The organism is Streptomyces sp. NPDC007088 (assembly GCF_042869355.1).
In the GTDB taxonomy this organism is placed as follows: domain Bacteria; phylum Actinomycetota; class Actinomycetes; order Streptomycetales; family Streptomycetaceae; genus Streptomyces.
Map to the genome: position 1 here is coordinate 354,857 of NZ_JBIAFO010000002.1, position 12,626 is coordinate 367,482.

The window sequence follows — 12,626 nt, forward strand, 5'->3', positions numbered from 1 at the left end:
TGGCTGATCGCTGAGCGCAGGGCCGGACATCACGGGCCCGGACGGTGGGGAGCGGCGTGCAGCGGCGGAAAGGTGTGCACGTGCGATCCATCTGGAACGGCACCGTCTCCTTCGGCCTGGTCAGCATCCCGGTCAAGCTCATGAACGCCACCGAGAACCACACGGTCTCCTTCCGCCAGATCCACACCGAGGACGGCGGCCGGGTGCGGTACCGCAAGTACTGCGAGCTGGAGGACAAGGAGATCCCGGCCTCCGAGATCGACAAGGCCTACGAGGACGCCGACGGCACCCTCGTGCCGATCACGGACGAGGACCTGGCCGCCCTGCCGGTCCCGACGGCCAAGACCATCGAGATCATCGCCTTCGTACCCGCCGGACGCATCGACCCGCTCCAGATGGAGACCGCCTACTACCTCGCGGACGGGGGAGCGGCGGCGGCCAAGCCGTACACCCTGCTGCGCGAGGCCCTCAAACGCAGCGACCGCGTGGCCGTCGCCAAGTTCGCGCTCCGCGGCAAGGAGCGCCTCGGCATGCTCCGCGTCGTCGACGAGGTCATCACCCTTCACGGACTGCTGTGGCCCGACGAGATCCGCGCCCCCGAGGAGGTCGCCCCCACCGAGGACGTCAGGATTCGCGACAAGGAACTCGACCTGGCCGACGCCCTGATGGACACCCTCGGCGAGGTCGACATGAACGACCTGCACGACGACTACCGCGAGGCCGTCGAGGAGATGATCACCGCCAGGACCGAGGGCACCGAACCGCCCGCCCCGGGCGCGAAACCCGAGGGCAAGGTCATCGACCTGACCTCCGCCCTGGAGAACAGCGTCAAGGCGGCCAGAGACTCCCGCGCCCAGGACCCCTCCGACCGGGAGATGGCCGAGGTCCACCACCTGGAGGACCGCAAGAAGCCCCCCACCAAGGCGGAGAGGCCCCAGGACGGGCCCACGGAAAAGCCCCCCGCGAAGAAGCCGGCCACGAAGAAGCGTCCCACCCCACGCTCCCCCTCCGGCGGAACGAAGAGCGGGACCAGGAGCGGGACCAAGAGCGGGACGAAGAAGACGGCCGCGAAGAAGTCCACCCCCGCGAAGAAGACCTCCACCACACGCCGCAAGGCCTCCTGAGCCGAACGGCTTCCGCGGCCTCGCCGGACTAGGAACCGAGGCCGGTAACCGGTATGCCAAGCTGTCGGCATGGGAGTGCAGACAGTCACGGCCGCCTCGGAACCGTCCCCGGACACGCAGTGGGTCCTGCAGCCGAGGGGTGGGGCGAGCAGCGGCGGGAAAAGGCACTTCGCCTACTCTGTGCTGGAAGGGGTTCCGCTCTCGGTATGCGCTCCGCACCTCGGTGATCACGAGGCTGCTCTCCGCGAAAGGTACGGAGGTGACCGCCTCCGGCTCTGGGGCGCGACGCCGCCGCGGAGGAGCGGGAACGCCAAGGCCCGTGCGCTGCGGAACATGCGCGTCGGGAACGAGATGCTCTTCTACGCGGAGTACAAGTTCATCGCGCGTGCCAGGATCACGGACCGGATGCGCAATCCCGGGCTGGCGGAAACAGTGTGGGGCCGCGATCCGGAGACCGGCGCTGTCTGGGAGCACGTAGTGGTGCTGGAGGATATCGAGGAGATCGAGATCGACGCGCGCCCGATACTCGGCCGGCTCTCTCTCACACCGCCCCTTCGCAGCCTCACTCTGGTCAGTGCCGCGGACTCTCGTCGGATCTCCGGGCTGGTGCGGCCCCGAGGAGTGCTGCGAGTGGGGGAGGCGGAGCGCAGGCGTCATCCGGCCACCCGCGCGTCCACCCAGCCGCTCGACCACCGTGGCCTGATCCGAGGGCTGATGGAACTCCTGCCTCAGTCGACCTCGGCGGAAGCGCGACGGGCCGTCACCGTCATGATCCTCCTGGCCGGCCTCACCGTTCGGGAAGAACAGAGACTCAGACCGTGGCCGGAACTCTTGCGACAGGTGGCGGGCCTGCGGGGTGACGACGACGTGACCGTCGTGGCAAGCTCCGCCGAGGAAGCCTCCGCGCTGGCGCCCTCGGCGTTTCCCCTCTCCGGCCGTGCGCGGGCGGTGTGGGAACTGGCCGTCGGAGCGGACGGTGTTTCGCGTGTCGGATTCACGGTCCGGGCCAGGCGCCTGCTGGAACAGCCACTGGTGCGAGCCGAAGTGGTGGGGCAGCTACGGCGCTTCCTGCCCGTGGGCCTCGAGGACGAACTCCTCGCGGCACTTGGACTGGCCGGATACGCCCACGCCGGAGGAGTGGCCGTAACCAGCGAGGCAACCCCGGACACCGGGCCGGTCGAGCGCACCGCCGTGCGGTCCTCCCGCGCCGCGCGCGACACGGAGACGGCTCGAAGCGTGAAGGCACTCCACCGGAACGGGTGCCAGATCTGCGGGATTCGCCTTGAGGTCAAGAACGGTCAGCACTTCAGTCAGGCCGCGCACATCCAGGGCCTCGGACGGCCGCACTACGGGCCGGACCGGCTCGACAACCTGCTCTGTCTGTGCCCCAACTGCCACCTGCAGTTCGACGACCTGGCGCTCTACGTCGACACCGACTGGTCGATCAGGTGGAGCAAGAACCACGAGGCGTACGACGGAGGAAAGACTCTAGTGCGTGTTCCCGGGCACGAGATCGACCCTGGGTTCCTCACCTACCACCGGGCCCTGTGCGGCCGGTACGAGTGAGGAGAGATAGGCCCGGGTACCGGGGTCGACGGAGTAGAGACGGGTCGCCTTGGTACCTCTGGTCATGAGCACGCGGTAGACGTTGAGGGCCAGACGAAGGTACTGGTCGGGCGGCAGGTGCCGCAGCTTCATGTCGTGGCTGCGGCCAGGATGCCCTACCCACCGGCCGCCCTCCCAGGTCACGTCGTCCCCCATGATCACACCGCCGTACTCGTACTCGATCCCCTGCGCCGTGTAGATGCAGCCGATCTGCCGGTGGCCTCCGGAGTCGGTACCCCAGTAGGGCCGGCCGGGGGTTTCCTCGCCGGCACGTTGGTCCTTCGCCGCCGCGTTCCACGGACGACTCCAGGTGCCGCTCTCGGTCCCGCTCTCCCAGGAAATGACGACCTCCTCTTTGAGCGGTGGCCGGGCCGGCGAAGTCCAGGGCCAGCAGAAGCCGGCGGCGATCCTCGCCGTCTCCCCCCGGGACGCGTGCGCGTCGATCCATTCGCCCAGATCCTCCGGGCTGTCGACGAGCGCCAGGTCGTAGCCGACGCCGGACCAGGCCGGGGCTGCGGGGGCCGGGGAGGTCAGGGCGTCGACCCATCTCAGGTAGGCGAGGGATCCCCCGCAACGGAACTGCGTGTGAAGGTCGATATGGGAGAAGGGCACCCCTTTGGCCTCGGACAGCCTTCGCAGCTCGTCCAGTGACGTCCCCTCATCGGGACGGACGACCTGCCGTTCGTCCAGGAACAGGACGAGGACGCCGACCTTGTCCACGAGACGGGTCAGGAGAGCGGGCAAGCCGGAGCCGGGGGTGCGCGTGGCGGTCGGCAGGCGGTGCGCCTCGTCGATGAGGGCCACGCTCCGCTCGTCGAGGGTGCCCGGCAGCCCGCTCCGCATGGTACTGATGAGACCACTGCCCGTATCGCCGAGCGCACGACTGAGCTGGCTGGTCAGGGTGCTCGAGGGAGAGAAGAGGCGGGGATTTCCCCCTTCCGCGCACTGGTCCCCGAATGCCCGCACCGCGATCGCGGTCTTGCCTGTTCCTGGTCCGCCCGTAACCACGACGACATGACCGGGGGTACCTCTTCGGGCGGCCCCGATCGCCCCGACGATCGCTTGACGTGCCTGGTCCTGCTGCCCGACCAGATGAAAGTCACGGTTGTCGGCGATGTTGGTGGCGGCCTGGGTCAGCAGTGTGGTGGACGGTCGATGACGTGCCCGCACGAACCTCCGCAACCCGTCTTCGCTCGGAGGGACCAGGCCGTGGCAGCGCAGCCGTTCGGCCAGTTCGGCGGGCGACAACTCCTCGGACACGTCCTGCGGTCCGAGGATCGGGTAGTGCGCACTCGGCCCGCCCCGCACCCGCTCCCGCAGGAACGACACGAACGAGGGCGAGGCGTTGTGCAGGAACGACAGGCCGTCGACCCGCAGCCCCAACTCCTCGGGGAACCAGTGGCGCAAGTAGTGCGCGTATCCGCCCACCTGGCGGGACGGGTGCAGAACCTCGCGCCGGTCGACGTACAACTGCGCTCGCAGCGGGTGCGGTTCGGCCGAGCTCCACTGCTTGAGCTCCACGGCCACGGCGTGCAGGGCGGAATCGGTGGCGTGCTCCCCGAGCAGGAGCGCGTCGACGCGGCGGCTGCAGCCCGGCAGGCCGTACTCGAGGAACAGGTGCATGTCCCTGGCCGGTGAACGGTCCAGGCAGTGCAGAAGAGGCGGCCAGCTCTGCCGCCAGCTGCGGATCTCCGCCTCGCCCGGGGCTTCCCCCGAGTTCTCCACGAACCTTTCGACACACCCGCGCACAAACGCTTCCCAGCCGTCCTTCACGCTGTCGACGACCTGGCGCGCTGTCCCCGAGTAAACATGCATGCTGTCAGTAATACTGCACCCCACCGACACCGCGGTCGGCCCCTGCCGGACTCCCGCCCTGACCGGTGCGGGCACGACGGGCGGCGTCAAGCTCTCGGGAGAGGGAGGGGGAGAGGGAGGAGTCGACGGGGCCGCTCGGTGGTGCGGAGAAGAGGCCTCAGGAGCGTCGGGCCCCCGGCAGCAGCAGATCCCGCTCCGGGTGGCTTCCGCCCGTCACCTTGCCCCGGACGCCCAGGTCCGTCCTCGCCGCGTCGTGGAAGTCGTTGATCCCGCGGAAGGCGTCCCTGTTCCGTTGCCGCCACTCCTCCAGGCTGCCGTCCGCCTCGCCGGTCGCCTGCCAGTCCACCGCCATGACGCGGACGTTCAGTTCGTGCGCGGCTTCCACCACCTCGTCGCCGCCGAGGAGCATGATCTGTTCGAAGCTCCGGCCCCGCAGACGTTTGGCCTCGGCCATCTCCTCCAGCATCGCGGTCTCGGAGTGGTTGCTCTCCCGCAGGCCCGTACGGTGTTCGTAGAGCTGGACCGCCAGGAAGATGCCGGCGCGGACACGGTCGACATAGCCCGCGTACGCGTCGAGCTTGCGGTTGTCCCAGCGGGTGAGGAGTTCGCGGCGGTGGCGGCTGCGCTCCATCACGAAGTTCGTGAGATGTGTGCTCAGGGCGCCGAGCAGTACCGCGGCGATCGTGATCCACTGGCCACCCGTGTCCAACTCAGCCCCCCGAGAGCGATCTTCAAGCGTCCCGAGGATCGTAGGAGGCGTGACCGCTTCGCGCAGGCCCTTTCGTCCGCCGGGCATCGGGGACAGGATCTCCCCATGACCCCGTCCGTACCAGATCCCCTGGTCACCCTGGCCCGCGCCTACGTCCGCCGGGCCCCCGGCGTCCTCGGGAAGGCACAGCTCGTCTCCGGGTTCGTCAACCCGCGCCTGAGTGACCGGCCTCGGCGTCGCGTCGTGCCCAGCGTCTTCGGGGCGCGGTACGCCGTCGACACGCAGGACCTCATCCAGCGCTTCATCTACATGTTCGGCGTCTGGGAGCCGCACATGACCCGGTGGCTGCGGGGGCGGCTGCGGCCCGGGGACACCTACGTCGACATCGGTGCCAACATCGGGTACTTCACCGTGCTCACCGCCCGGCTCGTCGGCCCGCGCGGGCGCGTGGTGGCGATCGAGGCCTCGCCCGTCTTCCACCAGCGGCTCCTCCAGCAGGTGCGACTGAACGGGCTGCGCAACGTACGGGCCGTGAACGCCGCCGTCTCCGACACCGAGGAGACGCTGAACTTCGTGCTGGCCAGCTCGCGGAACATGGGCGCCAACAGCATCGTGCCCTACGACGGGCCCGCGGAGTCCTCCTTCGACATCGCCGCACACCCCCTGCCCACGCTGCTCGACGACGAGGAGATCGGCTCCGCCCGGCTCATCAAGATCGACGTGGAGGGCGCGGAGGGCTCCGTCGTCCGGGGGATGGCCCCCCTGCTCGGCCGGCTCCGCCCGGACGCCGAGATCACCGTCGAGGTGACCCCCGAGCGCATGGAGCAACTGGGCGACTCGCCGGAGGAGTTGATGGAGACCATGCGCCGCAACGGATTCCACGCCTACCGGATGCCCAACAGCTACGCGCCGGGGGCCTATCCGGCGGCGATGCGCGCTCCGGTCTCCGTTCCCGTGCGCTGGCGGGGCCCCGTGACCGAGGAGAGCGACCTCGTCTTCTCGCGGGTCGAGGCCGAGTCACTGGTCTGAGGAAAGCCGGACGTCACCGCCTGCGCGTCAGCCACGGACCACCACCCGATCCGATCGGTGCGCGGCCGTCGCGCCCGGCCTCAGGCCCCGTGCGAGAGCGTTCAGCGGGCCGCCGGGTACTGCCAGCGCAGGCGCGCGAGGGCCAGGGCCCGCTGCTCGACCAGCGCCATGCGCGCGTCGCGCTCGACCCGCGCGGAGTGGGCCAGCTGGTTCGTCACCTGCCCCTCCCACTTCCGGTAGTAGAGCCCGACCTCGCTGCTGAACCACCCGTGGCTGCACGCGTCGAGGGCCAGGAGCAGACCGGTGTCCTCGGAGGCCGGCAGCGCCATCCAGCCGCCCAGCGCGAGCACCAGCTCACGGCGGGCGAACAGCGTCGCCGGGTGCACCGGGAGACGGAAGTCGTGCTCCTGCCAGAAGCGCATCACGGAGCCCTCGGGGAGCCGGCCGTGCCCGGGGTCGCCCGCGAAGCCCACCGTGCTGCCGTCGGGCAGCAGGTCCAGGACCCGGGAGGTGGCCCACCCGATCCCCGGATCGGCCTCCAGCGCCGCCAGGTCGCGGGCGAGGGCGCCGGGCGCGAGCTGGTCGTCCGCGTCGAGCACCTTCAGGTACTCGCCCCCGGCCACCCCAAGCGCCGTGGTCCGGGCCACGCCGGGCCCGCCGGCCCGCCCCTGGCGGAAGGTGACCCGGGCGTCCTCCGGGACGTACGGCGCCACCTCCTGGCCGTACCCGTCCTCCTGGACGAGCCAGTGCCATTCCCAGCCCGCCGGAAGTTCCTGCTCGCACAGGGACTTGTAGGCATCCGGGAGGAAGCGGGCCGAGGGCGCGTGGACGGCGGTGATGACGGTGATGCGCCGGCTCACGGCACTCACCACCTTTCGAGGGGAGTGGTGAAGGCCAACTCGGTACGGTCGCCGGGAAGGATCACGTCGGACAGCTCGACGACGCGGCCCCGGACATCGTAGGAGATCTTCCGCAGCACGAGCACGGAGGTGCCCGGCGGGAGTTCGAGTTCCCCGGCCTCCTCCGGCGTCGGGGGCCGGGCGGACACGTGCTCGACGACACGGTCCAGCTCGATGCCGACCGTACGCAGCTGGTTCTGCGTCCCGCCCGGCCACGGCTCCTTCGTCTCGTCGAGAAGGTCCGGATTGCCCTCGACCAGCCCGCGGACGAGGTAGGAGGTGACGAGGCCGAAGGGCGCGTTCTCGGCCGAGTACCGGGTGCGGTAGGCGCGTTCGAGGAGCGCGGAGCCCTCGGCGAGGCCGAAGGCTTCCGCGAGCGCGGCGGACGCGGTGATCCCGCGATACGAGGCGTGGAAGACGAGGTCGTCGAGGACGAGACCCGTGTCGTGCTCGGTCGCCCCGGTGGCCAGCCGGACCTGCTCCGGTTCGGCGGCGCGCCGCTTCTCCCACTGGTGCCGCTCGTTGGTCCGCAGCACCTTGGTCCGGGGGCTGCGGACGAAGGTGCCGCGGCCGTGCTGCTTCTCCAGCAGGCCCTCGTCCCGCAGCGTCCGGAGCGCGTCGCGGATCGTCGGCACACTGCGACGGTACCGCTCGGCGAGCTTCGCCTCCGAGGGCAGACGGTCGCCCGGCCCGAGGGCGCCCGTGCGGATGGAGGCACGGATCTCGTCCGCGATGCGCTCGTACGCCTTGGCCACGCCGGTCACCTCCCCCGGTGGAGAGCGCGCGGACGCTGAGCGGCCCTCCCGGTACGGGAGGACGCCCCCGCCACGGACACCGCCCGACCCTCACCGCGAACGGAACCGCGAACGGAGGGGAACGTCCCCGCCCGCGAGACGTCGTCACCGCACACCATGCGCACTCCTCTGCCCACCGCCGGCTTCCTGCCCCCTCAGCGTACGACTCATCAAGAGATCCTGATGACTGGTGAGGGATTTGTCCCGTCCTGGGCGAACCGGCGGATGGGCGCGCGGAGTTGAGGCGAGCGGAGTTGAGGCGAGCGGCGACCGGTCGCGGAAAGTGCGTGACGAGGGCGCACGCAGTGCCCACGACGACGAAGAGCGGGACCCAGTGAGACTGGGCCCCGCTCTTCGTACATGGCAGCTACGCCGGCCAACCGCTGGATCAGCTGGTTGAGGCGAAGTGCCCCCGGCAGGATTCGAACCTGCGCACGCGGCTCCGGAGGTCTTTTGGCCAATATGCATTGGAATTGGTCAGGGCAGCGTGCACGAGGAAATGACCTTAGCCAGTCCACTGCTGGTCCACGGACTTTGCGCCGCCAACGAACGAGTAACGCAATCAGCTATGCGATCCGTGAATCCCCCTGGGTCGCCCTGCCGCTCCATGAGAAGTGCGCAATGCCAGCGTCAAGCTGAGCTTCGTGGACCGAGCCTGAACCCTGTCCTCATCACCGTGGGTTCGGACGCAGGGTGATGCAGCGATGCTGGCCCAGCAGTGGGGTGAGAGAGCCGGACACTGGGTAGTCCGGTGAGCAACCTGACATCAAAGGCCTTGATGCCTCAAACGAATAGGCCTCCTGTCGCCTACCGGGCGGTGTCCGCTCCGTAGTCGTTGACCAGGGCCTCAGTCGCTCGCGCAGGCAACTTGCACCACGATGCCCCAGCCCTTCAACTGAACGGCTATATTGCCTCCATGCAGCAGCCCAACCTCAACCAGGCCGTGACCGCGAGTTCTGCCCAGACGCGAAGAGTCACCGCAGTGGACCTCTTCGCTGGTGCCGGCGGCCTGAGTGAGGGGTTGCAGGCAGCAGGAGTTGATGTGGTAGCAGCAGTTGAACTGCATCCACACGCCGGCTTGACTCATGCTTTTAACCATCCAGCCACAGACGTGCTTGTGGGTGACATTAACGACCTCAAGACGGAAACGCTTGAGAACGTACTGGTCGCGAAGTCGGTCACCCGTGTTGATTTGGTCGTAGGTGGCCCCCCGTGTCAAGGATTCAGTACGGCTGGCCAGAAAAATTCACTCGACCCGAGAAATAGGCTTTTCGAGCACTACCTGCGTGTTGTTAAGTATTTGAGGCCGCGAGCCCTGGTCATGGAAAATGTGCCCGGCTTCAAGACCATGCATGGCGGGCGAATCTATGAGGAGGCCACGAGAGGTCTCAAGGAGCTGGGCTACGAATACCGTGACACGATTCTCGATGCTGCGGACTTTGGGGTGCCTCAGAGGCGACGACGCTTCGTTCTGATTGCTTGGCTGCCCGAGGAAATGCCCCAGATCAGTTGGCCTGCTAAAACTCACCGTGCAGAGGACAATGGCGAACCTCTCGGGCTGTTCGGCATTTCCATGCAGCGATCCTATGTCACGTCAGGGGAAGCGCTCGCAGACCTTGACTTTATTGAGCCTGGTTTCGAGGGATTCAATTTCCCCAATGAGGCAGATGGTGATTACCAGAACGAGCGCAGAAAGAATTCGCAGCACCTTCTTAATCACTTGACGACGAAGCATCGGGCTAAAGCTGTTCAAATGCTGAGCTGCATCCCTGAAGGTGGCAATATCAGGAGTGTTCCAGAAGAGATTCGCTCTGCGAAGCGCACTATGGTGAGGTTGCACAGGTCGAGGGTTTCGAACACTGTCGTATCGCTTCCGGACGATCTGATTCATTATTCGGAGAACAGGATTCTCTCCGTCCGAGAGACAGCGCGTTTGCAAAGCTTTGATGACGACTACGTATTCCTCGGTAAGCGTACGTCATGCAATACGCAGCGGCGCTCCGACTGCCCCCAGTACACGCAGGTTGGAAACGCTGTTCCGCCACTTTTGGCTAAGGCGATCGGGCAATCTTTGATGGAAGCCTTCGGCTCTACAGTGGCCGATAACCGCGACCTTGCTGAGCGCCGACACCGAGCAGCTCACCTCTGTGGTAGCTCGGGAGGAAACGGGTACACGCTTTCCAGCGCCCTTCAGTTGCCCAATTTCCTCGACGTCGAAGGACGCCCTCTCGAGGTGCCTCGTGGCGACGGCGCATGCATTGCGGATCAACCAGACGTTGTTGCGTGGACGGTTAAGCGAGCACGCACTAAGAAGAGTTCTTAGCGATCCGGGGGCGAGTTGAATGCGCTTAAATCGACTCTGGTTCCGCAGGCCTTTTCTAATTGCCCGGCCGGTGTGGAACCCCGGACTTGGCCACGCCTCAGGCGTTAGTACCTTCTGCCCAAGAGTCGGCCTCCTTAGCGTACGTTAGTCCGCCACTCATTGGGTCGATCGAACAGTTGAAGAACAGGTGTCATGTTTCCGGTTGATGCAGTTGATATTTCCAAGAAGAACAATCTTGCCGTTATTTCGCGGATAGGCAAAAGAGCGGAAGATGCCGAAGGGGTTCTTGGGCCTTGCTTGAGAGCTTACTGCGATCAAGTGTCACAAGCAGCTAACCCGCAGGAGCTTCTGAGTAATCTTACTGCACCGCTTCTTGCCGCTTTCGATGAAACTCGCCTCGGTATTGAACGTCGTATGCGAGAAAAGTGGAGGCATGACCCGGAGCGAGTTCAGAGCTCGGTGACTAACTCCCTGCGTCGCTCTGCTGGTACGAACTATCAGGCCCTCGTCACTTACGCGCTGGCGAAGTACCTGCATACTGTCGGCTCAGCTTGGTACGTTCAGCACCCTGTTCCGAAAGGCCTTCAGCAATCTCTTGCCATCGTGTTCGGGGCCGGCGTCGATGATGCCGACGTGATCGAGGACGTTGCGGACGGCGAAGAGGGCTCTGATGTTGCGCCCTCAGAATACGTGGTGGCGCCTGACGTCGACGTACTGCTTCGTAACGCAGCTTGGGTAGAAGGTGAATCGGGCGAGCCTGTAATCCTTCTCTCAGTCAAAACATCTCTCGCGGACCGAGCCGGCATGGCGGCGCGATGGAAAACATACTTCGATCAAGCAACCCAACCCTGCCCTCACTCCCGTGAACCGGGCTGCGCTTATACGCGCCTGGGTATTTCAATGCCGAATGCCGGACGCTTCGCCATCACGCATGGAATTGTGACAGCGAACATCTATAAAATTAACTTCCATGATTCGAGGTACCGAGTCGGGGAACTCTCTTCCGGGCAGACCAGAAGTAATACGTACATGTTCGATTTGCGATTGACCACGCGAGACGATGGAATAGCGTTTACTCCGTCTGACTGGGCACAGTTCCCAACTATCGTTGAGGAGCTCAAAATTCATTCCCAGCGCCATGGTCTACCTCAGTGAGTAGAAAAAGAAGCCGAGGTCGGTGGAGCGGCTTTGGGTCGAGTGATCTTGGCCCCGTAAGCTGATGGCGAGTCGGGCAGTCTGTGGACCTGTCCGTTAAAGCATGACGTTGGGGCCAAGATCTTGGAGGCTCGCCCCAAAGTGGCTGCCTGAAGCCGTGGAGCCGACCGCCCCAGCCACGACGGGGTTCTGACCTCAGCATCGCCCTCTCACCTTCGCCCCGGCCTGGTCTTCGCCCCCTTGCGCGGCGAGGGCGAGCGCCGGCGCGCGGCCCCGGTGACGGAGGCAAGGAGGGGCCACGCGGCGGCGACCGACCGGCGCCGCCGCGCTGTGCGCGGCACCTCCGATCTGTGATCGGACTGCTCGCAGTTCCAGGAGGGCCATGCCTAGCGGCTGATCCCGGGGTGTCGGCAATGCGTTGATCCGGGCTACCGCGCGGTCTGTGCCCTCTGGGCTGGACACGCCTCACGGCGCGGCTGAACTGGCTGAGTCGCTCTTGCCTCCGCTCGGGAATCGCCGGCTGCACGCTCAGGCGGTGGCGGCTAGGGCAAGCGAAACATCCGCGGCCGTGTCCGAAGAGGGCCGTGATCTGCTCGTGGCCGCTGCCTGGCTGCACGACATCGGCTACGCCCCGGGGCTGCGGGACACAGGTCTCCACCCGCTCGATGGCGCTCGTCACCTGGAAGCCCTCGGGACGCCCTCGCGGCTCGTCCGCCCCGTCGCCCATCACTCTGGGGCCGTGCACGAGGCTGAACAACGCGGCTCGTCTGCTGAGCTTGACGTGTACGAGCGGGAGGACTCTCCCGTCCTCGACGCGCTGATCTACACGGACATGACGACTGGGCCGGCCGGACAGTCTTTCGACTTCGACCACCGCATTGACGAGATCCTGGTGCGGTACGAGCCGGGCAGCGAGGTGCACAACGCGATCAGCAAGGCGCGTCCGTACCCCGGGGCTGCCGTTGAGCGGACGCGCTCTCGCCTCGCTGGTCAGCCGATGCAGGGATCGCGGTCGTCGGTCGACCCGTAGTCGATCCGCATCCGCATCGACGGGTGGATGTTCAGGTCGTCCAGTCGGCTGGGGTGGACGAACGCCACTTCCTTGCTCAAGACCCCGTCCACGCCTCGCCCACAGACCTCGACAGACGCCCGCTGCGAGCGGCACACGCCTGC

At 66.7% G+C, this 12,626-nt stretch carries 10 protein-coding genes; 6 read left to right on the plus strand and 4 right to left on the minus strand.

What is annotated here, in order from left to right:
• The first annotated feature begins 80 nt into the window (after positions 1–80).
• A complete protein-coding gene (locus tag ACFYMP_RS04655) occupies positions 81–1,124 on the plus strand; it encodes a Ku protein (RefSeq protein ID WP_388850429.1) in 1,044 nt (347 codons plus the stop codon).
• Between the two features lie 333 nt (positions 1,125–1,457).
• A complete protein-coding gene (locus ACFYMP_RS04660; RefSeq protein ID WP_388850432.1) occupies positions 1,458–2,690 on the plus strand; it encodes an HNH endonuclease in 1,233 nt (410 codons plus the stop codon).
• On the opposite strand, the gene ACFYMP_RS04665 is transcribed toward ACFYMP_RS04660, so the two are convergent.
• Both ACFYMP_RS04665 and ACFYMP_RS04670 read right to left on the minus strand, forming a co-directional pair.
• Positions 2,613–4,544: a DNA/RNA helicase domain-containing protein gene (locus tag ACFYMP_RS04665; RefSeq protein WP_388850435.1), complete on the minus strand. Its 1,932-nt coding sequence runs from the start codon at positions 4,542–4,544 to the stop codon at positions 2,613–2,615. The two genes, ACFYMP_RS04660 and ACFYMP_RS04665, sit on opposite strands and share 78 nt — an antisense overlap.
• A gap of 157 nt (positions 4,545–4,701) precedes the next feature.
• Positions 4,702–5,253 (minus strand): hypothetical protein, encoded by a 552-nt coding sequence (locus ACFYMP_RS04670; protein ID WP_388850439.1) that lies wholly within the window; start codon positions 5,251–5,253, stop codon positions 4,702–4,704.
• A gap of 105 nt (positions 5,254–5,358) precedes the next feature.
• On the opposite strand from ACFYMP_RS04670, the gene ACFYMP_RS04675 reads away from it, so the two are divergent.
• Positions 5,359–6,282, plus strand: coding sequence for an FkbM family methyltransferase (locus ACFYMP_RS04675; RefSeq protein WP_388850442.1), 924 nt, complete (start codon positions 5,359–5,361; stop codon positions 6,280–6,282).
• A gap of 101 nt (positions 6,283–6,383) precedes the next feature.
• Here the strand turns inward: ACFYMP_RS04675 and ACFYMP_RS04680 are convergent, their stop codons facing one another.
• On the minus strand, positions 6,384–7,142 hold the full coding sequence (locus ACFYMP_RS04680) for a glycosyltransferase family 2 protein (protein WP_388850445.1): 759 nt from the start codon (positions 7,140–7,142) through the stop codon (positions 6,384–6,386).
• A 5-nt stretch (positions 7,143–7,147) separates the two neighbouring features.
• Positions 7,148–7,936 carry a GntR family transcriptional regulator gene (locus ACFYMP_RS04685; RefSeq protein ID WP_388850448.1) on the minus strand — a complete coding sequence of 263 codons (789 nt, stop codon included), beginning with the start codon at positions 7,934–7,936 and terminating at the stop codon, positions 7,148–7,150.
• A gap of 955 nt (positions 7,937–8,891) precedes the next feature.
• Between ACFYMP_RS04685 and ACFYMP_RS04690 the strand changes: the two genes are divergently transcribed.
• The 3 genes from ACFYMP_RS04690 (at position 8,892) to ACFYMP_RS04700 (ending at position 12,483) form a co-directional block, all read left to right on the plus strand.
• Positions 8,892–10,298, plus strand: a complete 1,407-nt coding sequence (locus tag ACFYMP_RS04690) for a DNA cytosine methyltransferase (RefSeq protein ID WP_388850451.1) — start codon at positions 8,892–8,894, stop codon at positions 10,296–10,298.
• 192 nt (positions 10,299–10,490) lie between these two features.
• Positions 10,491–11,453: a hypothetical protein gene (locus ACFYMP_RS04695; protein ID WP_388850454.1), complete on the plus strand. Its 963-nt coding sequence runs from the start codon at positions 10,491–10,493 to the stop codon at positions 11,451–11,453.
• A 535-nt stretch (positions 11,454–11,988) separates the two neighbouring features.
• Positions 11,989–12,483, plus strand: a complete 495-nt coding sequence (locus ACFYMP_RS04700; protein WP_388850457.1) for a phosphohydrolase — start codon at positions 11,989–11,991, stop codon at positions 12,481–12,483.
• Positions 12,484–12,626 lie beyond the last annotated feature (143 nt).

Excerpts from the sequence above, each read along its gene's own strand:
- ACFYMP_RS04695 (WP_388850454.1), top strand. The coding sequence starts at position 10,491 with ATGTTTCCGGTTGATGCAGTTGATATTTCCAAGAAGAACAATCTTGCC.
- ACFYMP_RS04660 (WP_388850432.1), top strand. The coding sequence starts at position 1,458 with ATGCGCGTCGGGAACGAGATGCTCTTCTACGCGGAGTACAAGTTCATC.
- ACFYMP_RS04675 (WP_388850442.1), top strand. The coding sequence starts at position 5,359 with ATGACCCCGTCCGTACCAGATCCCCTGGTCACCCTGGCCCGCGCCTAC.
- ACFYMP_RS04690 (WP_388850451.1), top strand. The coding sequence starts at position 8,892 with ATGCAGCAGCCCAACCTCAACCAGGCCGTGACCGCGAGTTCTGCCCAG.
- ACFYMP_RS04665 (WP_388850435.1), bottom strand. The coding sequence starts at position 4,544 with ATGCATGTTTACTCGGGGACAGCGCGCCAGGTCGTCGACAGCGTGAAG.